Annotated in this window: 19 protein-coding genes, 1 tRNA gene and 1 pseudogene; 14 read left to right on the top strand and 7 right to left on the bottom strand. The window is 65.4% G+C overall.

The window, feature by feature from the left end; genetic code table 11:
• The 10 genes and pseudogenes from ML01_RS29660 to ML01_RS16295 form a co-directional block, all read left to right on the top strand.
• A pseudogene (locus tag ML01_RS29660) lies at window positions 1-1,188 on the top strand (restriction endonuclease subunit S); the annotation flags it as partial.
• Window positions 1,181-2,554: a hypothetical protein gene (locus tag ML01_RS28890; protein WP_156427776.1), complete on the top strand. Its 1,374-nt coding sequence runs from the start codon at window positions 1,181-1,183 to the stop codon at window positions 2,552-2,554. The pseudogene ML01_RS29660 and the gene ML01_RS28890, both read left to right, overlap by 8 nt.
• 12 nt (window positions 2,555-2,566) lie before the next feature.
• The gene (locus ML01_RS16330; RefSeq protein WP_082674349.1) at window positions 2,567-3,226 is read left to right on the top strand and encodes a DUF4433 domain-containing protein; all 660 of its coding nucleotides are present in this window, start codon (window positions 2,567-2,569) and stop codon (window positions 3,224-3,226) included.
• Window positions 3,223-4,290 (top strand): macro domain-containing protein, encoded by a 1,068-nt coding sequence (locus ML01_RS16325; protein WP_058556468.1) that lies wholly within the window; start codon window positions 3,223-3,225, stop codon window positions 4,288-4,290. Before ML01_RS16330 ends, ML01_RS16325 begins: the two co-directional genes overlap by 4 nt.
• Window positions 4,291-4,458: 168 nt before the next feature.
• Window positions 4,459-4,749: a hypothetical protein gene (locus ML01_RS16320; RefSeq protein ID WP_058556467.1), complete on the top strand. Its 291-nt coding sequence runs from the start codon at window positions 4,459-4,461 to the stop codon at window positions 4,747-4,749.
• 43 nt (window positions 4,750-4,792) lie between these two features.
• Window positions 4,793-5,227: a hypothetical protein gene (locus tag ML01_RS29995; RefSeq protein ID WP_173865186.1), complete on the top strand. Its 435-nt coding sequence runs from the start codon at window positions 4,793-4,795 to the stop codon at window positions 5,225-5,227.
• A gap of 5 nt (window positions 5,228-5,232) precedes the next feature.
• Entirely contained in the window at window positions 5,233-5,838 is a 606-nt protein-coding gene (locus ML01_RS16310; RefSeq protein WP_058556466.1) for a type II toxin-antitoxin system MqsA family antitoxin, read from the top strand.
• On the top strand, window positions 5,831-6,325 hold the full coding sequence (locus tag ML01_RS16305; RefSeq protein WP_058556465.1) for a hypothetical protein: 495 nt from the start codon (window positions 5,831-5,833) through the stop codon (window positions 6,323-6,325). Before ML01_RS16310 ends, ML01_RS16305 begins: the two co-directional genes overlap by 8 nt.
• A gap of 36 nt (window positions 6,326-6,361) precedes the next feature.
• Window positions 6,362-9,676, top strand: coding sequence for a type I restriction endonuclease subunit R (locus tag ML01_RS16300; RefSeq protein WP_058556464.1), 3,315 nt, complete (start codon window positions 6,362-6,364; stop codon window positions 9,674-9,676).
• Window positions 9,676-10,383, top strand: a complete 708-nt coding sequence (locus tag ML01_RS16295) for a M48 family metallopeptidase (RefSeq protein WP_058556463.1) — start codon at window positions 9,676-9,678, stop codon at window positions 10,381-10,383. Before ML01_RS16300 ends, ML01_RS16295 begins: the two co-directional genes overlap by 1 nt.
• A gap of 73 nt (window positions 10,384-10,456) precedes the next feature.
• On the opposite strand, the gene ML01_RS16290 is transcribed toward ML01_RS16295, so the two are convergent.
• The 4 genes from ML01_RS16290 to ML01_RS16275 all read right to left on the bottom strand — a co-directional run bounded on the left by ML01_RS16290 (window position 10,457) and on the right by ML01_RS16275 (window position 13,394).
• Window positions 10,457-11,242, bottom strand: a complete 786-nt coding sequence (locus ML01_RS16290; RefSeq protein WP_156427775.1) for a hypothetical protein — start codon at window positions 11,240-11,242, stop codon at window positions 10,457-10,459.
• A 6-nt stretch (window positions 11,243-11,248) separates the two neighbouring features.
• Window positions 11,249-11,497 (bottom strand): hypothetical protein, encoded by a 249-nt coding sequence (locus ML01_RS16285; RefSeq protein ID WP_058556461.1) that lies wholly within the window; start codon window positions 11,495-11,497, stop codon window positions 11,249-11,251.
• Window positions 11,498-11,967: 470 nt separating this feature from the next.
• Window positions 11,968-12,043 (bottom strand) — tRNA-Phe (locus ML01_RS16280).
• A gap of 136 nt (window positions 12,044-12,179) precedes the next feature.
• On the bottom strand, window positions 12,180-13,394 hold the full coding sequence (locus ML01_RS16275) for an exo-beta-N-acetylmuramidase NamZ domain-containing protein (protein ID WP_058556460.1): 1,215 nt from the start codon (window positions 13,392-13,394) through the stop codon (window positions 12,180-12,182).
• A 287-nt stretch (window positions 13,395-13,681) separates the two neighbouring features.
• Here ML01_RS16275 and ML01_RS16270 point away from each other — a divergent pair, with 287 nt between their 5' ends.
• From ML01_RS16270 to sdhB, 3 genes are all read left to right on the top strand, one after another.
• A complete protein-coding gene (locus ML01_RS16270) occupies window positions 13,682-14,335 on the top strand; it encodes a succinate dehydrogenase (protein ID WP_058556459.1) in 654 nt (217 codons plus the stop codon).
• Entirely contained in the window at window positions 14,332-16,242 is a 1,911-nt protein-coding gene (gene sdhA, locus ML01_RS16265; RefSeq protein WP_058556458.1) for a succinate dehydrogenase (quinone) flavoprotein subunit, read from the top strand. The genes ML01_RS16270 and sdhA overlap by 4 nt, the downstream gene beginning before the upstream one ends.
• Window positions 16,243-16,495: 253 nt before the next feature.
• Entirely contained in the window at window positions 16,496-17,380 is an 885-nt protein-coding gene (gene sdhB, locus ML01_RS16260; protein ID WP_082674348.1) for a succinate dehydrogenase iron-sulfur subunit, read from the top strand.
• A gap of 9 nt (window positions 17,381-17,389) precedes the next feature.
• Here sdhB and ML01_RS16255 read toward each other — a convergent pair whose 3' ends face one another.
• Both ML01_RS16255 and ML01_RS16250 read right to left on the bottom strand, forming a co-directional pair.
• Window positions 17,390-18,211 carry a hypothetical protein gene (locus ML01_RS16255; RefSeq protein ID WP_058556457.1) on the bottom strand — a complete coding sequence of 274 codons (822 nt, stop codon included), beginning with the start codon at window positions 18,209-18,211 and terminating at the stop codon, window positions 17,390-17,392.
• 175 nt (window positions 18,212-18,386) lie between these two features.
• Window positions 18,387-18,716, bottom strand: a complete 330-nt coding sequence (locus ML01_RS16250) for a hypothetical protein (protein ID WP_058556456.1) — start codon at window positions 18,714-18,716, stop codon at window positions 18,387-18,389.
• On the opposite strand from ML01_RS16250, the gene ML01_RS16245 reads away from it, so the two are divergent.
• Entirely contained in the window at window positions 18,715-19,125 is a 411-nt protein-coding gene (locus ML01_RS16245; RefSeq protein ID WP_058556455.1) for a hypothetical protein, read from the top strand. The genes ML01_RS16250 and ML01_RS16245 overlap by 2 nt on opposite strands.
• Before the next feature lie 265 nt (window positions 19,126-19,390).
• Here ML01_RS16245 and ML01_RS16240 read toward each other — a convergent pair whose 3' ends face one another.
• The gene (locus tag ML01_RS16240) at window positions 19,391-24,004 is read right to left on the bottom strand and encodes a hypothetical protein (protein WP_058556454.1); all 4,614 of its coding nucleotides are present in this window, start codon (window positions 24,002-24,004) and stop codon (window positions 19,391-19,393) included.
• Window positions 24,005-24,025 lie beyond the last annotated feature (21 nt).

The following is a 24,025-nucleotide window of genomic DNA, read 5'->3' as shown; positions in this document are numbered from 1 at the left end:
AACTACGCCGGCCTGCGCGACGACCTCTTCATCCCCCGCGATGACAACTACCTGGACTTCTCCCCGGCGCTGGCGCACAAGCGCGCCATCGCGGGCTTCATCAGCACCCACCAGGGCGTCACCAGCCGCCACGCCGCCTTCATGGCCGCGCTGGAAGACTGGTGGCGGCAGAACTTGGCCCTAGTCGAGGCCCTGGCCCCGGACGCCGCCAACCAGCAGAGCCGCCCGCGCAACGTCTACGTGATGCGCACCAGCCTGGTGAACAGCATCGAGCGGGCCTTGTCCGGCCAGCACCTGCTCACGTCCTTTCAGGTCCGCGGCGCCCTGGCCAAGTACTTCGACCAGCTCAAGGCCGATTTCAAGTCCATCGCCGCCAGCGGCTGGGGGCCGGAGCTGATCCCGGACGCGGACATCCTGCAGAGCCAGTTCCCGGAGATCCTGGCAGAGCAGGAGCAGGCCCAGGCGCGCCTCGCCGAGCTCCAAGCCCTGTTCGCCGCCGCGGATGAAGAGGACTTCGAGGACACCGACGACACCGGCGTGCTGCCCTCCGACGAGGTCAAGGCCAAGCGGGACGAGCTGAAGGAGCGCACCGCCGAGTGGAAGGCGCAGCTCAAGGCCGTCAAGACGCTCGCCACCGACCTGTTCACGGAGCTCAAGACCGCCGGCAAGCTGCCCGCGGCCACCAAGAAGGCCGACTACTGCACCGACGGCCTCAACGCCAAGGAGGCCCGCTTCGAGAACGGCCGGCGCATCATCGACCTGGCGGCGAGCGTCAGGCTCGACAGCGACCTTGCCGAGCCGTTGCGCCAGGCCATGGCCGACGGCCGCACCGCCTTCGAGCGCGCCGCGGCCATCAGCACCGGCCTCACGCGCCACAAGGCCTTGGAGGACGAGGCCAAGGCGCTGAAGGCGACGCTGAAGGCCATCGAGAGCAAGCGCGACGAGTTGGTGCAAAGCGCCCGCGAAAAGATCAGCCGCGACGAGGCCCGCACCGTCATCGTCGAGCGCCTGCACGACCTGCTGATGGACACCTACCGCGCCTATCTGCGCGCCGACCAGCGCGCCTGCGTCAAGGCGATTGAAAACCTCTGGGACAAGTACGCGGTGACGGCGAAGCAGATCGAGGCGGAGCGGGATGCGGCGTCGCGGCAATTGGCGGCGTTTTTGGGGGAGTTGGGGTATGAGTAAGCAGGCGCTTGCTCGACTTGATAACCTTGCGGCGCTAGTCAATGAGAAGACTACGTCCAAGAAGAACGCAGGCAAACGGTACATAGGTTTGGAGCATATTCCATCTGCAAGCTCCAGACTCAACGGGTTCGCTGAATCAACCGACTCCATCAGCACGAATAATGTTTTCCGCCGGGGCGACATTCTGTTCGGAAAACTCCGGCCTCAGCTCCGAAAAAGTGTGCGCGCTCCGTTCGGCGGTTATTGCTCAACAGACATCCTAGTTCTTCGTCCGCGAGACGACGTCGATCCCGTATTCGTGGCCTTTGTTCTTCAGTCGGATGTAGTTTTCTCTGAAGCGATCCGGACGGAAGAAGGAACTAAAATGCCGCGCTGCTCATGGAGCACGCTGAAGGATTCGCGAGTGTATTGTCCAGAGCCGGCTCGACAGGTAAAAATCGGCCTTATCCTCTCCGTCATCGACCAAGCCATCGAAAGAACCGAAGCGCTCATTGAAAAGTACCAGCGGATCAAAGCGGGGCTGATGCACGACCTCTTCACCCGCGGCATCGGCCCCGACGGCAAGCTCCGCCCACCCCGCGAACAAGCCCCGGAGCTGTATCAGCAAACTCCGATTGGGTGGATTCCGAAGGAGTGGGCAGCTTGTAGGACATTGGACCTTTGCTACCCGGTTACGAAAGGAACGACACCGCCAACGCTAGAACAAGAACAACACGAAAGCTCCATTCCTTTTCTTAGAGTGGAAAACCTATCTTTTGATGGGAGTCTTCGGTTCGAGGGAACCGAAACATTCGTGGAACGCAAGTTCCACGAGCGAGAGCTTGCGCGATCACGAGTACTGCCCGGCGATCTCGTAATGAATATTGTAGGGCCGCCTCTCGGGAAAGTATCGCTTGTGGATGACTCATATCCAGAGTGGAATGCGAATCAGGCGATAGCGATATTCCGCCTGCGCGACATCGCACACCGCAGTTATCTGCTGAACTTCTTGCTATCGGAAAAGGCCCACCGATGGTTCCTCGCGCGAGCAAAGCAAACATCAGGACAAGTCAATCTTACGCTGGAAATGTGCAACGGGCTGGAAATCCCATTTCCACAGTCTCCCTATGAGGTCTCGCTGATAAGCGGAAGACTCGAGTGCCGAGCGGAAAGCGAGCGGCGTCTGTGGAAGGAACTGCGGAAGCTTAAAGCTTTCAAAAACGGCCTCATGCACGACCTCCTAACCGGCAAGGTCCAGGTCAACCCCGACTCACCCATGGGGGCCGATGCGCAACCGCACAGAGTCGATTACCTGCGAGGGAGTCACCAGCCGCGCGGGCGAGATGAAGAAGCGGTTGGCGAAACGCTATCCGTTGATCCGACCTGAGAACGGGCCTAGATGCCGATGCCAAGCCACTACCCCAGCCTGAACCCCGACAAGGCTCTGATCTGGCGCATCGTCCACCGGGACAACCTGCCCTGGATCTGGCGGAACGGCTTGCATTGTGGCAATAGCCAGACCCGATCGCCGACGTGGATCAACATCGGCAGCGCCGATCTGATCGGCAAGCGCGCGACGCATCCGGTACCTGTTCCGCCGGGCGGCGCGTTGAACGACTATGTGCCGTTCTACTTCACGCCGTTTTCGGCGATGATGTTCAACATCCGCACGGGGCGAGGCGGCGTTCCGCAGCGGGGGAACGACGAAATCGTCATCCTGGTCTCGTCCCTGCCACGCCTGCAAGCTCAGGGGATACCGTACCTGTTCACGGACATGCATGCGTATTACGCGTGGGCGAGCTTCTACTCGGACCTGAGCGACCTGGACAAGATCGACTGGGGGATTCTGCAACGCCGGGACTTCAAGCGCGACCCGGACGACCCCCGGAAGTTCGAGCGCTACCAAGCGGAGGCCTTGGTACACCAACACTGCCCGGTCACTGGATTGCTCGGCGTGGTCTGCTACACCGAGGTCATGAAGCAGCAAATCGAACAGCAATTGGCCGCAAACGGGCTTGCACTTAAGGTGCTCGCACGCACTGACTGGTACTTCCGATGATTCGCTACACCCAAGGCAACCTGCTCGAAGCCGACGCCGAGGCCCTGGTCAATACGGTCAATACCGTCGGCGTCATGGGCAAGGGCATCGCGCTGATGTTCAAGGAGCGCTTTCCGAAGAACATGGAGGAGTATGCGCGCGCCTGTAAGGCCGAGCAGGTGCAGACCGGCAAGATGTTCGTCACCGAGACGGGCGAGCTGATGGGGCCGAGGTGGATCGTCAATTTCCCCACCAAGCGCCATTGGCGGCATCCGTCCAAGATGGAGTGGATTTCGGAGGGGCTGGAGGACCTGAAGGCATTCATCCAGCGGACAGGCGTGCAATCCATCGCGCTGCCACCGCTAGGCTCGGGCAATGGTGGGCTCGATTGGGCGCAGGTGAAGCGCGAGATCGAGGCTCGGCTGAGCGAGTTGTCCGACGTGCACATCGTCGTGTATGAGCCGACGCACAAGTACCAGAACGTCGCCAAGGCCAAAGGCGTCCAGAAGCTGACCCCGGCCCGCGCCCTGATCGCCGAGCTGATCCGCCGCTATTGGGTGCTCGGCATGGAATGCAGCCTGCTGGAGATCCAGAAACTCGCTTGGTTTCTGGAGCGGGCCATCGAGGCGCAGGGTGGGGACAACCCGCTGGATCTTCGCTTTACGGCCAACAATTACGGTCCCTATGCCAACCGGCTGGATCATCTGCTCAATGGCCTGGATGGCAGCTACCTCAAGAGCGACAAGCGCATCCCCGATGCCACGCCGCTCGACGTGATCTGGTTTGACGAAGCCAAGCGTGAGCGCGTCGACACCTATCTCAATTCAGAGGCCAAGCCTTACCTGCCGGCACTGGAGCAGGCCACGGCCGTCATCGACGGGTTTGAGTCGCCCTTCGGCATGGAACTGCTGGCAACGGTTGACTGGCTGCTGGTGCGCGAGGGCTGCGCGCCGGACCTGGATGCCGTGATGGAGGGCATCGCGCACTGGCCGGCCGGGGAGAAGTGGGCCGCGCGCAAGGTGAAGCTGTTCGATCGCCGCTCCGTCGGCATCGCGCTGCAACGGCTGACGACAGCGGGAGCTTGAGCCGCCGCGCCAGTCCGCGGATTCGGCACGATGCTCAGACGGCTGGGCGGTCGTCGGCGAAGGCTCCGGCCCTGCTCCGAGCGCCTGCGCGCACCAGGGCCACGGCGCCCATCGGGACTAGCACTGCTATCCTGCCGCCGGTGCAATGACTGCAAGCGGAGAGCATCCATGGCCAATGTGTTGGTGCGCGATGTCGATGAAGACGTCAGCCAGGAGCCGAAGGAGCAGGCGCGCGCCCGAGGGGTCAGCGCCGAGCCGGAGCATCGCCGCATCCTGGAAGCGGCCCGGCTGCGGCCGAGCCGGCGGAGCTTTCTGCAGGCGCTCGCGGACATGCCGGACGTTGGGCGCGACGAGGACTTCGTGCGCCGGCACGACGAGACCGCGCCGCCGGTCTTCGACTGTCCCGGTGCGGCGATGTACCTGTTCGACACCCATGTGGCCAGCGACTGCGAATCCTGAGCGTGGCACTGCGCCCTTGGAATTCTCCGCTTGACTTACCATTATGGTAAATCGCACCATCGTCAGCCGCTTCGCGGGAGACCTGCCCCTGGCCGAGGGGGCGCCGCGCAAGATTCCGGGCGGTCCGCTCTACCCCGCCGCCGAGGTGCTGGCGTTGCTGGAACGGGAGCGCGAGCAGGGCATCCAGCCTTGGACCAGGAAGTGCAAGTCAGACGCCCAAAGGTTTGGCCTCGATCTTCACGATCTTTGTGTCCTGCTGGAGCAAGCCTTGCGGAGCGGACGCTTCAGGGACTCAGAGTGGTGCCAACAAGGGTCCGACGGCCCGTGGGCGGCCTGCGATGCCTACCAGTTATTGCGCCAAGAGTGGATCGAGAACGCCCACAAACACATGACGGTGGAGTATTACCTCAAGTTCGCGCTGGCCCGGACGGGGCGCGTGCTGTTGTTGGTGTCCTGCCACTTGTCCGAAAACTGGTGATTGAAATGGCGAACAACGGTGATCCGTGCCGGATTTGCGGCGAGGGTCGTCTGACGGTGGAAGTCGAGAAGAACCTCGTCGAGTACCGCGGCGTCAGTGAATCGCTGGACTCCCATTACGCCGTCTGCGACGCCTGCGGCAGCGAACAGGCCGACGCTGCACAAGCGCGCGCCAACAAGCGGCTCATGGTCGCGTTCAAGAAGCGCGTCGATGGTCTATTGACCGGCACAGAGGTCCGTGAGCGGCGCAAACGCCTGAACCTGACCCAGGAGGAAGCGGCCCGGGTTTTCGGCGGCGGGCCGGTGGCGTTTTCCAAGTACGAAGCGGACGACGTGGCTCAGTCCGTCGCCATGGACAAGCTGTTGCGTGTCGCCTCGGAGGTTCCGGGGGCTGGTGTCTGGCTGATTCGAGAGGCCGGGCTCAAACCCGCGGTGGTGCCGGCGGATTGGCAGAATGCCAGCGACTGGGGCGTGGAGCCCGAGCGCGTCCCGGGCGAGGCGTCGCGAACGCTGAGGATCGTGTCGAGCTCCGCCGTGCCGACTCGAATGGATCAGGTCTACGAGGCGCCGAACCCCGGCACAGCGTCTGGTGAGGAGCGGGCCTATGGCTGACGCGGACCTGCGGCGGGCCATCGAGAGCCTGAAGATTCAAGACGTCTATGTTCGCGAATTGACCGCGAAGTGTCTCGCGGACTTTGACCCCAAGCACGCGGAAGAACTAGAGAGCTTGATCGTTCAGCGGATGCATGTGGTTCGCGAGTCCCAGGTCGCCGAGCTGTCCGACGGAAACCATCTGCTTCGGGTGTTCGTGCGGCTCGGCGCGCGCTGGGTGACGCCGGAGGAGGACGAGGCGCCCTCAGCAGTTCGGGCCGTGATCGAGGCGGAATTCGTCGCCGAGTACCGCATTGACAAGATGCTCGATGAAGCAGCAATCAACGCGTTCGCCCTGCGCAATGCCAGTTTCCACGTTTGGCCGTATTGGCGGGAGCTCCTGAGCAATCAATGCACCCGGATGCACTTGCCAAGGCTGACCCTGCCGATGTCTCAGGTTGCCGACAATCACGACCCAGGAGAGGCTGACGCCGAGGTCGACGGCTAGCGGTCGCAACCCCACTCCGGCATACCGGCGAGCCCAATGAGCGAATACACGGAAGTCGAGCGCCCCTTCCTGCACCAGTTGCAAGACCTCGGCTGGGAGATCATCGACCAGGGGCCGAGCATCCCCGCCGACCCGGCCCACAGCCTGCGGCAGGGCTTCCGACAATGGATTCTGCCGCAGGTCTTCGCACACTCCATCAGCGCCATCAACCGCACCGCCGACGGCGAGCCCTGGCTCACCGTGCGCCAGATCCAGGATCTGCAAGACCAGATCCTGCGCCAGCCCAACCGCACCCTGCTGGAGGCCAACGAGGCCGTGCAGAAGCTGCTGCTCAAGGCCCAGGTGGATGTCAACGAGGTCACCGGCGAGCAGGATCCGGTGGTGAAGCTGATCGACTTCGGCAATCCCGGCAACAATCACTTCCTGGCCATCAATCAGTTCCGCATCGACACGCCGGGCTGCGTGAAGGGCTTCATCATCCTGGACATCGTGCTGTTCGTGAACGGCATCCCGCTGATTGTCGTGGAGTGCAAGAAGGGCGGGCCGACCTGCGCCAACCCCATGGCGGAGGCCTTCGAGCAGTTGCAGCGCTACATGAACCGGCGCCAGGAGACCAAGCAGCAGGGGCTCAAGGAAGGCGAGCCGCGGCTGTTCCACTGCAATCTGCTGGTGATCCGCACCAGCCGCGTGGAGGCGAGCTACGGCACCATCACCTCCGGCGAAGAGCACTTCTATCCGTGGAAGACGCAATGGCCCCAGCCCGAGGAGTCCGCCGCGGGCATGGATCAGCAGGGACAGTTGATCGGCGGCATGCTGAACAAGCCGAATCTGCTCTCGATCCTGCGCACCTCGTCGGTCTTCATGGACACCGACGGCGGGCCGCGCATCAAGGTGGTCTGCCGCTATCAGCAGTTCCGGGCCGCCAACCGGATCGTGCAGCGGCTGCGCGACGGCATGACGCCAGAGGAGCGCAGCGGCGTGGTCTGGCACACCCAGGGCTCGGGCAAGAGTCTGACCATGGTCTTCGTCGCGCGGATGCTGCGGGCTTCGTCTGATCTGAGCGACTTCAAGCTCATCCTGATCAATGACCGCGCGGACTTGGAGGAGCAGCTCGCCGAGACGGCGACCCTGATCGGCGGGCGGGTGAACGTCATCGAGAGCACCACGGACTTGCGGCTGCGGCTCGCGAGCGACAGCTCCGACATCAACATGGTGATGGCGCACAAGTTCATGGAGCGAGATCAGGCGCTGCCGGTGAAGGTCGCGGAGGCGCTCGGCACCTACGAGGCCATGCCCGCAGGCCAGACCTTCGGCGTGGTCAACACCTCGGAGCGCATCGTGCTGATGATCGACGAGGCCCATCGCACCCAGAGCTCGGACCTCGGCGACAACATCTTCGAGGCCTTCCCCAACGCGGCACGCATCGCCTTCACCGGCACCCCGCTGATCACGGAGCGCCACGGCGAGCGGCGCACGGTGAAGCGATTCGGCGAGTACATCGACACCTACCGGCTGATGGACGCGGTGGCGGATGGCACCACGCTCCAGATCCTTTACGAGGGCCGCACGGCCGATGCGGCGCTGAACGACAAGCACGGCTTCGAGACCCGGTTCGAGAATCTGTTCAAGGACCGAAGCGACGCCGAGTTGCTGGCCATCAAGAAGAAGTACGGCGCCATCGGTGACCTGCTCGAAGCCGAGCAGCGCATCGCGGCGATCGCCCGCGACCTGGTCCGGCACTACCTGGCCAATATCTTCCCCAATGGCTTCAAGGCGCAGGTGGTGTGCCACTCGAAGCTGGCCGCGGTGCGCTACCAGGCGGCTATCCACAACGCCCTGGAACAGGTGGCCGCCGCGGAGGCAGACAAGCCGGAGCCCGATGCGGACTACATCGGCAAGCTCAGAGCACTGAAGGCCGCGGTGGTGATCTCCGGCGACGGCACCAATGAGGCGGCCTATGTCTCGCAGGCGCGCAAGCAGGCCCGCGCCTGGAACGCGAAAGCCAACTTCTGCAAGCCCTTTGCGTTCGATGATCCGGAACAACCTTATGCCGGCATCGCGTTCCTGGTGGTTTGCGACATGCTGCTGACCGGCTTCGATGCGCCCATCGAGCAGGTGATGTACATCGACAAGAAGCTTAGGGAGCATGGGCTGCTCCAGGCCATTGCCCGGACCAATCGGGTCAAGAAGGGCAAGCATCGCGGCTACATCGTGGACTACATCGGCCTGACGGAGAACCTGACCGAGGCACTGACCCTGTACGCGGCGACCGAGGAGCAGCAGGAGCTGGCCCAAGGGCTGCGGGGGATCGAATCCGAGGTCCCCGTGCTGGAAGAGCGCTACCGGCGGCTGCTCCAGCTCTTTGTTCAGAAGGGGGCCGGCCGCGGGGTGCAGGGCGTTCGGGATTTCGCCGAGGGACGCCTCGGGTCTGTGCAGGACGATGCCGCGGTTGTGCACGCGGCAGTGCGGCTGCTGAAAGACGAGAGAATCCGGGCGGACTTCGATGTCTACCTGAAGAAGTTCCTGACCAGCCTGGATATCGTGCTGCCCAACCAGGCGGCGCAGGCTTACCGCGTGCCGGCCAAGCGCCTGGGCTACATCCAGCGCGTGGCGCGCGAGCGCTACAAGGACGACACGCTGAACCTCGGCGACGCCGGACAGAAGGTGCGGGACCTGATCAATGAGCACCTGATCAGCTTAGGCATCAATCCCAAGGTGCCGCCCATCGAGCTGCTGGCGGAGGACTTCCTCGACCAGCTCAACGAGCACGCCAAGGGCAACCCCGAGGCGAAGGCCAGCGAGATGGAGCACGCCATCCGCAAGCACTGCACCGTGCACCACGACGAGGACCCCGCCTTCTACGACAGCCTGTCCGAGAAGGTGGAGCACCTGATCGACAGCTATCAGGACAACTGGGAGAAGCTGGCCGAGGCATTGGAGAAGCTGCGCGTCGTCGCAATGGCAGGGCGTCAGGCGGGCGAGGCCGGCATGAGCCAGGAGGCGACGACCTTCTTCGAGCACATCGCCAACCAGGCCTTCGACGACGGCCAGGTGCCCGATGCGGCCAGACCCAGGATGCAGGCGCTGATGGAGGCCATCGTCGAGACGCTCCAGGCCAGCATCGGCAGCATCGACTACTGGCACAACAGCGACAAGCAGAAGCGTACCCGCAGCGAGATCAAACAGGCCTTGACGCTGACCGGCATACCGGAGATGAAGGCCAAGCGCGAGCGCATCGCCGTGGAGATCATGAAGCTGGCCAAGAACCGACATCACGAGTTGCTGAGCGGCCTGTCCGGGGAGCAACAGAGTCAAGGCCCGGCAGGCGCGCCGGCGGGAGCGGGCTCCTGATGGCCGCGCGCCGTGTCGAGGGCATCGAGTACGACTTGTTGTCCGGTGGCTCCCGCAAGACCACCGACATCGTCATCGAGCGCAGCGGTCGGGTCACCGTGCGCGCGCCCGCCGGCCATACCCCGGAACAGGTCGATGCCGTGGTGCGCAGCAAGCGCATGTGGATCTACCGCAACTTGGCGGAATGGAAGGATCTCAATGCCAGCGCCGTGGTGCGGGAATGGGTCAACGGCGAGACCTTTCTCTACCTGGGCCGTTCCTACCGGCTGGCACTGGTCTCGGATGACGGACCAGGCCTGCAACTGAAGGAAGGACGATTCCGCCTGCAAAGAGCCCTGATCGAGGGCGGCGGCGTCGCAGCGGCGCGCCAAGCCTTCGAGACCTACTACACGGACAAGGCACTGGAGCGCTTGCGGCAACGCGTCGGCTACTACGCGCCGAAGGTCGGCGTCGGGGTCAGGGCACTGAAGGTCAAGGACCTGGGCTACCGCTGGGCCAGTTGCGGCAGGACCGGCGTCTTGAGCTTCCACTGGAAGGCCATGATGGCCCCACCGCGCGTCATCGACTACATCGCCGTCCATGAGCTCTGCCACCTGCACCACCGCGACCACAGCGAGGCCTACTGGAACGAGGTGGACAAGGTGATGCCGGATTACCGCGAGCGCAAAGAGTGGCTCCGGCGCCACGGGGCGAGCTTGGACTTGTGAGGCTGGCGAGAGCGGCCCCCGCCAGCATCGTATCGCCTCGTCGAGGGACGTGCTCGGCGTGCCTTTTCGCGCATCAGTTGCGTCGAGCGCCTGACTCGTGCGCGTCTTCTGGGCTGTTCTGCTCTAACGGCAACCTGGACTGCGGGGGCGCCAGGATCTCTGACCAGCTTACTTGTTGAGCAGCGAGGACGATGAGACCGCCGACCACGGCAGCCAAGATCGCACCAATGACTTGGCGCCACCATGAGCCGCGCTTCTCGTGATCGTAGGCTTGCTGCTGTACGTCCAGTTCGTTGCCCGCATGCAGCAAACGATCGTGGAACGTCTTCAGCTTCTCAATATCCTCGACGTACTTATCGAGGGTCGCCCCAACATCTCTGCCGACGTCTTTCCGACCACGATGATCCGCTACAGCGTCGGTGAGCCTGTTAAGCTCGATCTTGATGTCCCAGTACTCCGGGATGACGGTTTTGATTACGTCCGTGTGGTATCCCCCGAGGGCAGCGGAGATACGCTCACGTAGCGACAGAACAGTCCCATCGAGCGCGTCGAAAGCGGCCCGGTAGACGTGGCCGATCGCTTTCTGAACGTTCTTGTGGCAGTACTCGTCGTACGCTGTCGCAGCTACCTCATCGGGCGCGAGATGAAACGAGACGACCCGCATCAGGTGGTCGAACGCGTCTCTCAGCTCTTTGATGGTCTGGAGATTGGAGCGGGAGTCGGGATCGATCTCCTCGGAGTACAGGATCAGCGCCTTGGCGTCTCGATACAGTATCGCGAGCTTGCGCAAGTGATCGGCTTCTTGGGGGAAGAAGCCACTGTCAGACATCCCTGCTCCACCATCATCATTGGCGCTCATGCAACACTAGCCGGGCAGGTCCTGCTGCTTTGCCCGGCGGATTCTCGCTGCGTGCTCTTGAGCGGTGTAGAACTTGCCAGCGTTGAGCCGAACCGACCCGCGATTCCTGTGCGCGTACCGCGCCACCTTACTACGATCGACATCGTGATCCGTGTCGAAAGCCTCGAAGTCCTGCTCTTGAATCTGAGCAAAACTTTCCACGCCAAGTACGCGGCAAACAATCTTTCGAACCTTGTCCGACACTTGGATTGCCATCAGTCGATGAGTCTCCACTGAAAACGGCACTCCCCATACCTGTTGCAAGATGGCGAACCGCCAGCCATCATTTGCTTACACGTAATGGAAGGAATCCACCAGCGACAGCGCTTTCTCGCTAAGGAGATGCTCGTTGATTGGGCATCCTGCGTAAAAATCGGGCGAAACGCGGTTTGACGGCCCCTTCACTTTCAGAGGCTTGCGCCGCCGGACATGCCGACGAACTCTGCGCTTCGGAAAACGCCGGATACTGTTGCGTTTCCCTGGCCCTAGACTTTAGCTTTCATGCTGCTTCAAAAGGTTAGCACAAAAATCGAAGAACGCACCTCCGCTCCAACGCCTAGCGGCACGCCCTGGTTGAGTGCGCAGCCGCGTAACGCAAAAGCGCCGACGCGAAACGATCGAAGCGAATGCGTGGTCCTACGCCTGACCTGTTCATCCAACGGAAGCAGCGTCAAACTTTGCGAAAATGGTGCCCAGGGACAGAATCGAACTGCCGACACGGGGATTTTCAATCCCCTGCTCTACCAACTGAGCTACCTGGGCAGGTATGCGAGGTGTTGGCGGGGTGTCGCGCTGCGGGCGCGACGAAGCCGCGTATTAAAGCGTCGAGCCGGCCTGCGGTCAAGCGCCTCGCGCGGGTGCCGCGGGGGCGGGCTCGCGCGAGGCTGCGTCGGCGGGGTCAGTAGAGCAGGAAGGGCGCGCGCTCCTCGGCCCAGCGTGCCTCGTCGGGCTGGAGCCTGTCGTCTAGGTCGGCGGGCTCGGCGGTGGCGTCGTCCACCCATTCGCGCAGGCTGGTGCCGCCGGTGAGCAAGTCGATGGCGAGGCGCTCGGTCTCGTATTCGTAGGGGAAGTCGCGCCAGAGAGGGTAGTCCGGGTATTCGAGCCGGATGGCCTTCAGGAACAGCGTCGTGAGTCGGTAGGGGCGGAACACGTCGTGCTGGTAGTGCACGCTGTCGGTGTGGATCTGGAAGCCGTGACAGAGCCGGCCCTGGTGCTTGTGGAAGGTGGGCTCGAAGCCGCAGCAGCGCACCTGGCAGCCGCCGAGCCAGTCGGCCCGCAGGCTCTCCATGCGCTTAAGCAGGCGGCAGATGTCCAGATCCGGCGCGCCCATGACCTCCAGCGGGACGGTGGTGCCGCGGCCCTCCGACAGCGTCGTGCCCTCCAGCAGCACGGTGCCTGGAAAGCAGCGGGCCATGTTGAGGCTGGACGCGTTGGGGCTTGGGTTGACCCAGGCGATCTCATCCCGCGGCCAGCCGTAGCCGGGCGCCCGGGCCGGGTCGTAGCCCTGCATGGGGATGACCTCGCACTCCAGGTCTAGCCGCTTGGCGGCGACAAGCCAGCGCGCCAGCTCGCCGAAGGTCAGGCCATGGCGCATCATCAGCGGCGCGGCGCCGACGAAGCTCTCCCAGCCCGGCTCCAGGATGCTGCCCTCGATGGGCCGGCCGGCGGGGTTCGGGCGGTCCAGCACCCAGACGGCCTTGTTGTGCTGCGCACAGGCTTCGAGCACGTAGGCCAGCGTCGTGACATAGGTGTAGATGCGGGTGCCGATGTCCTGCAGGTCCACCAGCAGCACGTCGAAGGTGTCGAGCATCGCGTCGGTGGGGTAGCGGACCGCGCCGTAGAGGCTGAATACCGGAATCCGGTGCAGCGGGTCGAGGTAGTCCGCGGACTCGACCATGTTGTCCTGCTTGTCGCCGCGCATGCCGTGCTGCGGGCCGAAGGCGGCGGTGATGTGGAGCCCGCCGTCGCCGCTGACCAGCGCCATCAGCGCGTCCAGGCTGTGCCGGCCGATGTGGTTAACGGACGCGGGATGGCCGAGCAGGGCGATGCGCCGGCCGATGAGCGGCTTGCGCAGTTCGGGCTCAATGAGCAGGCGGTCGATGCCGAGACGCATGCGGATCTCCACAGGACTTGTCGGGGTTGGATCGTGCCATAGTCCCCGCGGGGAGGCGAGCCGGCGCGACAGGGCGGCTCGGCAGCAGATGCCGTGCGCACCTGTATCAGTGTTCGGGAATATGCCGATGCACTGCGCGGGGTCAGGGCGGCCCGACCCGTCCCGAGTATCCTTGCCACCTGACCTTTCGGCAGTCAGGGCTGTGCGGGGGAGATCGGCACCGCAGCGTCGCCGCCGATCGGTCCCATCCCGAGCCAACCGAAACCCCAGCCGGCAGCGATCAGCCCGTGTCCAGCTCCATCAGCAACCGTCATTTCCTCTTGCGCCGGCTGCACTCGCTGCTCGGCGTGGTGCCGGTGGGCGCTTTTCTGGCCTTCCACCTGTGGGAGAACAGCCAATCGCGCTTCGGCGCCGCGCACTTCAACGAGGAGGTCGTCGGCGCGCTGGCGGGGCTTAACTACCTGCCCTTCATCGAGATCGGGCTCATCGCGCTGCCGCTGGCGTTCCACGCCTTCTATGGGCTTGCGATCATCCGCGACGGGCGCGCGGAGCCGATGCGCTACGGCTACCTCCGTAACTGGCTGTACTGGATGCAGCGCCTGTCCGGTATCGGGCTCGTGGTGTTCATCCTGCTGCATGTGGGCATGACGCGCATCGCCGGGCTCCTGGACCCGGCCATCCATGCGGACCTGTTCGGGCACATGCGCTCGGCGCTGTCCAATTCCTTGGTCTTCGATCTGTATCTGATCGGCCTCTGGCTCGCGGTGGCGCACTTCGCGAACGGGCTCGCGACGGCGGCCATCAGTTGGGGGCTCACCACCAGCGCGGCAGCGCAGGCGCGCTTCGGCTGGTTCTGCTTGGGGCTGGGGCTCTTGCTCGGCGTCATCGGCACGCACGGGCTCCTGGGCTATCTGAGCGCACCCGTGGGGACGGGCGCATGAGCGGGCGGCAGGTCATCGTCGTCGGCGGCGGGCTCGGCGGGCTCTGGGCGACGCTCGTCATCGCGGGCGGGGGGCATCGGGTGATGCTGTTCTCGCTGTTCGAGATGATGCGCTCGCACTCGGTCTGCGCCCAGGGCGGCATCAACGCGGTGCTGGACATGCAGGGCCAGCACGACAGCGTCGAGCAGCACATCCTGGACACGCTGAAGGGCGGCGGCTGGCTCGCGAACCAGCCGCCGGTCAAGTCCATGTGCGAGTCGGCGCCGGGGCTGATCCGCACCTTCGAGCGCATGGGCGTGACCTTTTCGCGCACGCCGGAAGGGCTTTTGGATCAGCGGCTCTTCGGTGGCGTCAAGAAGAAGCGCACCTGCTTCGCCGGCGCCAGCACCGGCCAGCAGCTCATGCACGGCGTGGACCAGCAGGTGCGTCGGCTCGAGGCCGAGGGCCGCGTCGACAAGCACGAGTGGTGGGAGCTGTTGTCGCTGGTGAAGGACGCGGACGGCGTCTGCCGCGGCATCGTCGCGATGGACCTGCGCTCGCTTGAGGTGCGCGCCTTCCGCGCCGATGCCGTGGTGCTCGCCACCGGCGGGTTGGGCCAGCTCTACACGCCGCAGACTACCTGCTCCACCAATTCCACCGGCGCCGCCGCGAGCCGCGCCTATCAGCAGGGCGCGCGCTTTGCGAACGCCGAGCTGTTCCAGTTTCACCCCACCGCCATGATCGGCGAGGACAAGACGCGGCTCATGTCCGAGGCCGCCCGCGGCGAGGGCGGGCGCGTCTGGGTGCCGAAGGACCCAACCGACCGCCGCGAGCCGAACCGCATCCCCGAGGCCGAGCGCTGGCACTTCCTGGAGGAGTGGTATCCCGCCTACGGCAACACCGTACCGCGGGACATCGCCTCGCGCGCCATCTGGAAGATCTGCCGGGAGCTGGGCCACGGCGTCGGCGGCGGCGATCGGGTGTATCTGGACCTGACCCATCTGGATCGCGCCTTCGTCGAGACCCGGCTCGGCGCCATCCTGTCGATCTATCGCAAGTTTGCAGGCACCGACCCGCTCGGCGCGCCGATGGAGATCTTCCCGGCCGCCCACTACGCCATGGGCGGGCTCTGGGTAGACTTCGAGCACGACCCGGCCACAGGCGGCGTCAAGCCCGACAGCCCGCGCAACCACGCCACCAGCCTCCCCGGCCTCTACGCCTGCGGCGAGTGCGACTACGCCTACCACGGTGCGAACCGGCTCGGCGCCAACTCGCTGTTGTCCGCGTCCTACTCCGGTCGCGTCGCCGGCGAGGCGGTGCTGAGTCACCTGGCCGGCATCGAGCGTGGCGCCGAGGCGCTGGCCGACGCGCCCTTTGCCGCCGAGGTCGCGCGCCAGCAGTCCATCAACGACGAGTTGATGGCCAACCGCGGCGGCGAGAACCCCTACCGGCTGCACGCGGCGCTCGGCGCCCTGATGACGAGCCGCGTCGGCGTTGTGCGCGACAACGCGGAGCTGGACGCGGCGCTCGCGGAGATCGCGGAGCTGGAGCAGCGCGCCGCGCACATGGACCTCACGGAGTCCACGCCCTGGGCCAACCAGACCCTGGCCTATGCGCGGCAGGTGCAGGACATGATCCGCCTCGCCCGCGTCATGACCGCCAGCGCCCGCGCCCGCGACGAGTGCCGCGGCGCCCATTACAAGCCCGCCTTCGAGCTGCCCTTACCGGCGAGCAAGGCGGCGAGCAGCGCAACCGCCGGCGGCAACGCCGACCCGGCCTGGGAGGCCTACATGGCGCGCTGGCAGGCGAACAACGAGCGCTGGCTCAAGACCACGGTGGCGGAGCACACGCCGGACGGCCCGCGCATCGACTTCGAGCCCGTGGACCTGAGCGTGCTGGCGCCGGACCAGCCGCGGGATTATCGCTAGGCCGGCAGAGCCTCAGACCGACCAGGGTACGGCGCCTCGTCTTGCGCAGCCCGCTCGCCGGCGCATTGAACCGAGGGCCAAGGGCCGAGGCGGGCTCCCTCGGCCCTCGGCCCTTTGCCTGCAAGCGCCTTGTCGTCGTGAAACTTGACTCATCTGCAAGCATTCGGCGCCGTCAAGCAATCTAGGCCGGAGTGTCGCCCTCCCAGGCGACATGGACGCGGAACAAAACAGCAAATCAGGAGAAACGCAAGCAATGACCAGCATCGCAGGCGCTGACCGGCCGGCGCTGCGCGGCGACGGCAGCGCAGACGGAGCGCGGGACACGGACCCGTCCAGCGGCAGCGCCGCCGACACGCAGCGCGCGCACAGCCGCTCGGTGGAGCTCCAGATCCGCCGGCAGGACGCCCCGGACGCCGCGCCCTACTGGCAGCGCTTCCGCATCGCGACCCGCCCCGGCGACAACGTCGTGTCCGTGCTGCGCGCGCTGCGAGCCGACCCCATCACCGCCGACGGCGAGCGCGTGGACCCCGTCGCCTTCGAGCACAACTGCATGGAGGAGGTCTGCGGCGCCTGCGCCATGCTCATCGACGGCAGCCCCCGGCCCGCCTGCTCGGCGTTGCTGAAGGACTTAGGTGCGGTGATCCGTCTGGAGCCGCTGCCCAAGTTCCCGGTGGTGCGGGACCTGATGGTGGATCGCGCCCGGCTCTTCGCCGCGCTCAAGCGCACCCGCGCCTGGGTGCGCCTGGACGGCCACTGGGACAACCACGAGCGCGCCCCGCGCATCTCCCAGCGCCAATGGGCCGCGGACTACCTCTACAGCCGTTGCATGAGCTGCGGCATCTGCCTCGCGGCCTGCCCGCAGTTCCCGGACGCCGCCGGGCGGCCTGCCGACGACAGCGCAGGCTTCGTCGGCCCCGCCGCGCTCGGCCAGGTGCGGCTCCTGAACGCGCACCCGCTCGGCCGCTACGACAAGGCCGAGCGCCTGCACGCCATCATGGCCGACGGCGGCCTCACGGACTGCGGCAACGCACAGAACTGCGTGCGCGTCTGCCCGAAGGAGATCCCGCTCACCACCGCCATCGGCGAGCTCGGGCGGCAGACGACGGTGCAGGCGGTGAAGGACTTCTTCGGCGTTTGAGTGCTCGCGTCAGCGCGCCTGCCGGCCGCGGGCGAGCAGCAGGATCTGGCCCAGCAGCAGCAGGGCCGCGGGCGCCGGCGTCGGCACCGTCATGGGCGTGACCGACGCGAAGCTCGCGCCGATGCGGATCTCATCCGTGGTCCAGTTGCCTTCGTTGTTGATGGCGATGAAGGTCAAGTTGCCGAGATCGAGACCCATCGCGGTATCGAAGCTGGCCGCGACGAGGTTGTCCGCCTCGCTTGTGCCGGGCAGCGGATTGACGAAGAGCTCAAACAGGTCCGGGCCGACGCCGAGCGTGGCCTTCAGCACCAGCAGCGCCGTCTCGCCCGGGCTCGCCATGACGCTCGACGAGGCGATGATGGCGCTCGTTACGTTTGCCTCCAGCCCGTAGGCGTGGGAGCCGCCGGCGGCAGCGCCGGACTCCCCGATGAAGATGCTGCCGGCGCTGCCCCAGATGCTCAAGCCCCCGTAATCGCTGATGGCGATCTCGGGCCGAAGCAGGAACGACAGGTAGAACGTGGTGCCGTCGCCGATGCCCGGCTGCACATCCCGCCAGTACCAGGCGACGGTGTTGACGACGGGTGCCGACGAGGTTGCCGCGCCCGGAGATGTGTCGAGCCCCGGAAACGCGAGTCCGGGGGCGGCCACGGTCACATCGAGGCCACCGCCGCCCCAGGCGCCGTTCCAGCCGTAGCCGCCGCCGGGCTGAGACGGCAGCGTGGCCCCGGTCGTATAGTCGCCGAAGCCGTCGTAGGTCGGCATGGCCGATGCCGGGCCCCCTGACAGCGCGGCACCCGCGAGCAGGGCGAGGGCCAGTACAGAGCGTTGCATCCGCCGCATCGCAAAACCTCCAAGCCGAAACCTCAGTTTTTTTGTGAGATTACGCGCGGCGGCCAGCGGCACACAATGGGCAGTCGAGGGGCTTGCTGCGTTCTGTGACTTGTCTCGCAGTTTTTCTGCGGCGCGGCTGTTCGTCGGGCGCCTCGCATTGCGCCTCAATGCCCGCTCAGTACCGGCGTCTGTCCCGGCAGCAGCAGCGACTGCATGAGACCATCGCGTGCACGATGCCGACGGTGTCGATGGCATGGAGCCCGAAGCGCATCAAGAAGCCGATGGCCGGGTGCTGAATCGCTTCATGGTGGCTGGCAAAGCAGTTGCCGCCCTGGGGCAGCCGGTGGAGCTGGCCTTCGTAGATGGGCTCCAGGAACGCGGTGATGGTGCCCGGCTGCGCGAACTGCTGCATATCCACCAGCACGTCGGTCGGCTTGATCTGGCCGGGGGTGATACAAGGGTCTGGTTTCAGCATCCACCGCGGAATCAAGACGAGGTCGAGCATGCAAGACCAAGAGCGCTTTGAGCAACTCGAGAACAACCTCCGCGAGGCCGCGGAGACCGAGGCGCAGTATGACGTCATCCGGCAGCGCCTGGAGGCGCTCGATCGGGATTCGGCACGGCTGTTGATGGAGCACGTCCTGCCCATCTACCAGGCGTGGCAACCGCAGGTCGGCGATGTGGCGTTCTTCGTTGACGCCTTGGAAGGGGTTTACTTCCCGGTCGTCGTGCGCGAGGTCCTGGGCCGATTCGTTCGCGCCCAGGCCACCTCCGCCCACCATACGGCCTTCTATTCAGTGACCCTGGACAAGCCCATCGACTACTACGAGCGCGCCAACTGCATGCTGCCGGCCGCGGCCTTCGAGCACTTGAGGGATCACCTGCCGCTGCGGCTCGCGCCCTATGCGCAGTGAGGCCCGGCCCGTGTCGCCGGAATTGACGACGCGCTCCGGCGGTGCTCGAGCGCAGGCACCTGGCCGACTGGAGGCGGCGCTGAGGGGACGCCATCGAGTCGATCCGTCGCCCGATCGCGGTCGCGCGAGCCGGCCGCGAGCGTCAGGCCGACCGCCACCGTGGGAGCGCCGTCCTCAGCGCGACGGGCAGCGAGCAGGGCGAGCACACCGCCTCCCGGCAGGAACCCTCGCGCCGAAGTTCCGATCAATGCCCGTAAGCCCAGCGTCACCTGGCGCTGTCGAGCATCTCTTCCATGCCCGTCAACCCCAGTGCAAGGAAACGATCCTGCAACGCGATGGCCCGCGCAATCATCGCCGGATCATCGCTGTCGTCGGCCTCGCGAAGGATTTCGAGCAGCGCGGCGATCAGCGGCTCTCCATCAAGAACGTTCACCGCAGACGGCGGCGCTTCGAGCTTGGCCGCCACTCTTTCCAGCAACGGGAGGGCCGCCTTGGGGTCGCGGCGCGCGACGGCTGCCAGCCACTTCGGTAGCTCGAATAGGTGGTGAAGGTCGTCGCTCGGCCCGATGCCATCGATGAATCGCTCCGAGACCCGCAAATCTGCAGGCTGAAAGCCGAGATGGCTCATCAGGTCCAGGTCCAAGGCGCCGATGATTTCGGTGGTCGCGGCGCAATCCAAGATCCGCAGCAGTCCGCAGCGACAGGTCTCGGCTAGGCTGGCGTTGCCGACATTTGCGGCGAAGACGGACGCTGCGCCCTTCCACGACTCGCTCCTGTCGGCAGCAATCAAGCCCGCGAAGAGGGCATCCTCGCCGAGATGTCCCTCAAGCAGTGCGAGCGTACTTAACCGAGACCAGGTCTCGCCGGCCTGCTCCGGGGCCTCGGCGAGCATTCGGTCAAGATAGGGTGACACGCGCTCGTACTGGTCACGAAGTTGATAGTAGAGCGTGTCAGCAGCCAATACCCACAGTCCCGATTGAGGTGCCGTGAGGCAGCGCGCCAGCAGGTCCCAGCCCAGGTCCGGTTTCTTGTGGAGCAGAAAGGGCAGATGTCGTAGCACACCCGCTCGGACCGAGGCCACGGGGTCAGAGGCCAAGCTGCGCAGCAGCGGTGCCAACAGCTCCGGCCAAGCTTCGTTGCGCTCCGCCAAGCCGCTGGCCAGCTCCATCGAAGAGACGGCCGCGATCCCCCGGGGTTCGTTGATCGCATCCTGAACAAGATCCTGAGCTTCTACTTCCGTGCGCCTCCCGGGATCGAATCTCACTTGCTCCGCCTCGGGCTGGTTCGCCCGCCCTAACCGAAACAACTGCCAAACCAATCGGTCGACGGCCTCTGGGCCTTCAACAGCGCTCGCGCACCCCTCCAAGACCTGAGCCGTGGACCACTCGTCCTGCCAGATCGAGGGCAAACGCTCGACCGCCCCCACCAGACGCTCGGCCAAGACCGATCCGCGGGGCATCGGCTGTTCCGGTTCCCACTTCCCCGAGCCCGGTTGCAGGTTTTCGAATCGATAGCGCAGGTGGCTCGCCGCCCCTCTCAGAATCGAGCGCACGAATCCAACATGATAGGCATCGCCGGTCAACTCGGGAATCAAAACCAGAAAACGATCCGGGGCACAGGACGCGGCCTCCGCCAATTCCGTCGCGAGGGGCTCCCGCCCTCCAACCAGATCCGCCCCTTGCATCTCCGCTCGTTCGATCTCGTGATCGCTATACCAGCGCAGCAGCTTCGTCAGCGATCCAGCGGATAGATCCAGCAGGGCCTTAAAAGACAGCGGCGGCTGGACAGTGCCACCCCAAGACCAGATGCGCGGAGGATCTGGAATGTCGCCGAGACAAGGCCGCCAGCGATCGAGATAAGCCTGTGTCGCGACGCTGCGGTACGGTGCAGGGATCTGAAGCAATGACTGATAGACTTCCCTTACACGCCAGAGCGAAATTTGGTCCTGCGCCCCGTACAAGCCAAGCAACATCTCCTGGTGGCGGTCTTGAACCTCCGGCTCAAGCAGCGGGTACGCAGCATTGGCGAGTAGGCCCAGCTCGAACCGAAGGCCCCCGTCTGTTTGGAGTGTTCGATCGAGAAGCTGCGATGAAATGCCCTCAACATTCCCGCCAAGGGCTTGCCAGTACGCCTGGCAGAGCAGATAGCGGATGCCAAGGTCCAAGCTGTTGCGGAGCTTGGGCTCGTTCGTTCGCCACCATTGGCTGGCGTCTCGGCAACGTTTGCGAAGGGCAACGGAGGCAGCCGAGACCAATGCGTTGATGGATTCGACATGGCGCAGCGTATGCCGGGAGTGGTCCTTTTCCCAATCGGTATACGGCAGCAAATCGTGATGCAGCTCCCGCCAAGGGCGGCTGGCAGAGCGACTCTCGCTACGGGCCTCGAAAAGGGCCATCGCGAGGTCCAGTAGCCGATCCGAGCGGAGGAGCTGATCGTCCAGAAAATCCGTCCGGTGGAAGTCGTGAGGCGCGCAACGCAGGCCCTTCCAAGGGTGAAAACCGCCCTGAAAGTCCACCCGACAGGATATCCTGCTCCAGAGCAGATCAAGCCCTCGCCCGGTCGCGTCGACGAATCGGGACAACGGCTTGAGCAACAGATCACCCCCTTGACCAAAAGCCGGCTCCTCGGTCGAGCGGGCGAGTACCCCAAGCAGTCTTTCGATACCGGGGGCGTCCCAGCGGGTGAAGCCCGGGAGCTGTAGTTGGATCCGCACCGAGAGCCTCAGTCGTGCCCCCCATGGGGCCTCGGCCGCCTGCTGCCAAAGCGCGATTACTTCGACCGGGCTGCGATTCATCCAGCGGTCCAGGCGCAGGATGAAGTCGCCGCGCACGGGATCATCGGCCGGCTCGTCGCCCAGCAGCGGCCACCAGTGCTCGATGAGCACCCGAAACCAGGCGTCGTCGCGCGCCTGCCAGAGCAGCCGGCGGAACAGGTCGGTGTGGGTCTGCCACAGGTGGCGAAGCAGCGGCCAGTCGTCGTCGCTTGGAACCATCTCCGCCAGGGACTCGATCAGGACGCGCTTCAGGTGATAGGCGATCCCCGGCTCGCCGATGGCGGCCCGGAACTGACGGCGAAAGCGCGGTGGATCGATCGCCCGCAGGTGCATCGCAAAGCCACGCACGGCGGGTCGCAGGAACGGAAACGGCGGGTGGGCGAGGATGAAGGCCCTAAGGTCCTGCCCCTCAGCGAGGGCCGAGCGCACCGTCAACGCATCGAGCAGGGCCTGGTGTCCGAGACCGATCATCTGACCCGAGGCGGGCGTCGCCGGTTCGGTGAGCACGTCCTGGCTGATCAGGCGCCGAAGGCGGCCCTCATCGATGGCAACCGCCGCCCGCGGCAGGCGCAGACTGCGCTCGCGCATCATCCGGCCCGCGATGCCTTGGAGCGCCGTCAGCGCGGCCTCGCCGAGCAGCGGGTCGCGGCGGACCACCTCCTCCAGGTAGAGGGTCTGTAGCTGAAACGTCGAGGTCACGGCCGCGATCTCCGCCGGTGTCGCACCGCCGACGGCCGAGCCCACCAGCAGCCTGAGGTTCTCCGGCACCGCCAGCAGACCTCTCAGCTTCGGTGAAAGGGCGTCGCCCGCAATCCCGTGTCTCCCCAGCAGCGGCAGCACGACCGTCTCGTAATCCAATGGTGCCAAGGTCAGGGTCGCGCCCCATTTGCGCTCGCGAAGCAAGGGGTCGTAGTGCAGATCGAAGTTGCGGCAGGCGGTGACCAGGCACAGGTTCGGCAGCCGTTCGAGCCGGTCGAGCAGGCCCAGAAACAGCCGCAACGACCGGTGCTCGCGGTGCAGCGACAGCACGTCCAGCGAATCGAGGATGACGACCACGCGCCGATGCCGGGCCAACCGTGCGGCCCTTGGCACCAAATCGGCGGGCAGCCCAGCCGCAGTCAGATCGGCCTCGGTGGCGCAGTGTGAAAACAGGTCGCCCTTGATGAACAGCAGACAGCAATCGGCGCGCTGCTCCACATGGTCGGCAAAGTCCAGCAGCAGGCAGGTCTTGCCGGTGCCGGGGCCGTCCGTCAGCAGGATACTCACCGACTCCGAGCCCCCCGCCCAGTCGATGAGCCGTTGCAGCTCCGGGCGCGGGATGGGCTCGCCGCCGATGGTCCGCTGCCACCCGCGGCCGATCCGGGAGGCGTCGGCGAAAGCGGCGATATCCTCCGCCTCGGACCCCGCGGGGAGTGGCAGGACACCCCGCGCCTCCAGCGCCGCGAGCAGGTCGGCGCGTTGCAGCGCATCGCCGCGGGCCTTGAGACCCGACTGCTGGGCACGGACCAGCCGGTTGATCACGTCCAGCGCGACATCGACATCCGTCACACGCGATACAAGCTCAGCGCGGGTCAGGGACTCCCAGCCGTCGTAGTCGAGGTGCGGGCCGATCTTGATCCGTCGCAGCAGGGCGAGGACGGTCGCCTCGTCACGATCGAGGATCACCGCCAGCCGCGAGAGCGGCTGCTTGAGGCTTGCCGGCGCGTTCGCCGCGAGGGCAGCATGGTCAGGGTAGTCGGCGCCGTCCTCGATCAGCTTGGCCAGATCGCCGAACGGCGTCCGCGAGCAGAATTCGACCCGCCCGGCCGGGGTGGACTCAAGCTGGTCCCTTGCCTTGATCAGCTCCGCCTGGAGCACCGCATCGGTCAGCCGCCAGACCTCGTGGTTGGTCTGGTTCTTCTTGGCCTGGATGAAGCGCCAGGTTCCGTCGCGGTAGCCGACCACGATGTCGTCGACTTGCATCAGCGCGCCTTCGCCAGGTAGCGCAACAGCGTCCACCAGGACGGAATCGATCGCGTCTTCCGTCAGCAGGCGTGCCACCCAATAGGTGGCGACGGCGACTTGGTACTCGTCACCGCGGTGGGAGCGTCTTGCGGCTTGACTCATGAGCCTTACTCTGGATGGACG

The organism is Thiohalocapsa sp. ML1, assembly GCF_001469165.1.
Taxonomy (GTDB): domain Bacteria; phylum Pseudomonadota; class Gammaproteobacteria; order Chromatiales; family Chromatiaceae; genus Thiohalocapsa.
This window is presented reverse-complemented; position numbering and strand designations above follow the sequence as displayed.

Bases quoted from the DNA above. Each gene is read 5' to 3' on its own strand.
- ML01_RS28890 (WP_156427776.1), top strand. From the start codon at position 1,181: ATGAGTAAGCAGGCGCTTGCTCGACTTGATAACCTTGCGGCGCTAGTC.
- ML01_RS16330 (WP_082674349.1), top strand. From the start codon at position 2,567: ATGCCGATGCCAAGCCACTACCCCAGCCTGAACCCCGACAAGGCTCTG.
- ML01_RS16325 (WP_058556468.1), top strand. From the start codon at position 3,223: ATGATTCGCTACACCCAAGGCAACCTGCTCGAAGCCGACGCCGAGGCC.
- ML01_RS16320 (WP_058556467.1), top strand. From the start codon at position 4,459: ATGGCCAATGTGTTGGTGCGCGATGTCGATGAAGACGTCAGCCAGGAG.
- ML01_RS29995 (WP_173865186.1), top strand. From the start codon at position 4,793: ATGGTAAATCGCACCATCGTCAGCCGCTTCGCGGGAGACCTGCCCCTG.
- ML01_RS16310 (WP_058556466.1), top strand. From the start codon at position 5,233: ATGGCGAACAACGGTGATCCGTGCCGGATTTGCGGCGAGGGTCGTCTG.
- ML01_RS16305 (WP_058556465.1), top strand. From the start codon at position 5,831: ATGGCTGACGCGGACCTGCGGCGGGCCATCGAGAGCCTGAAGATTCAA.
- ML01_RS16300 (WP_058556464.1), top strand. From the start codon at position 6,362: ATGAGCGAATACACGGAAGTCGAGCGCCCCTTCCTGCACCAGTTGCAA.
- ML01_RS16295 (WP_058556463.1), top strand. From the start codon at position 9,676: ATGGCCGCGCGCCGTGTCGAGGGCATCGAGTACGACTTGTTGTCCGGT.
- ML01_RS16290 (WP_156427775.1), bottom strand. From the start codon at position 11,242: ATGAGCGCCAATGATGATGGTGGAGCAGGGATGTCTGACAGTGGCTTC.
- ML01_RS16285 (WP_058556461.1), bottom strand. From the start codon at position 11,497: ATGGCAATCCAAGTGTCGGACAAGGTTCGAAAGATTGTTTGCCGCGTA.
- ML01_RS16275 (WP_058556460.1), bottom strand. From the start codon at position 13,394: ATGCGTCTCGGCATCGACCGCCTGCTCATTGAGCCCGAACTGCGCAAG.
- sdhA (WP_058556458.1), top strand. From the start codon at position 14,332: ATGAGCGGGCGGCAGGTCATCGTCGTCGGCGGCGGGCTCGGCGGGCTC.
- sdhB (WP_082674348.1), top strand. From the start codon at position 16,496: ATGACCAGCATCGCAGGCGCTGACCGGCCGGCGCTGCGCGGCGACGGC.
- ML01_RS16255 (WP_058556457.1), bottom strand. From the start codon at position 18,211: ATGCAACGCTCTGTACTGGCCCTCGCCCTGCTCGCGGGTGCCGCGCTG.
- ML01_RS16245 (WP_058556455.1), top strand. From the start codon at position 18,715: ATGCAAGACCAAGAGCGCTTTGAGCAACTCGAGAACAACCTCCGCGAG.
- ML01_RS16250 (WP_058556456.1), bottom strand. From the start codon at position 18,716: ATGCTCGACCTCGTCTTGATTCCGCGGTGGATGCTGAAACCAGACCCT.
- ML01_RS16240 (WP_058556454.1), bottom strand. From the start codon at position 24,004: ATGAGTCAAGCCGCAAGACGCTCCCACCGCGGTGACGAGTACCAAGTC.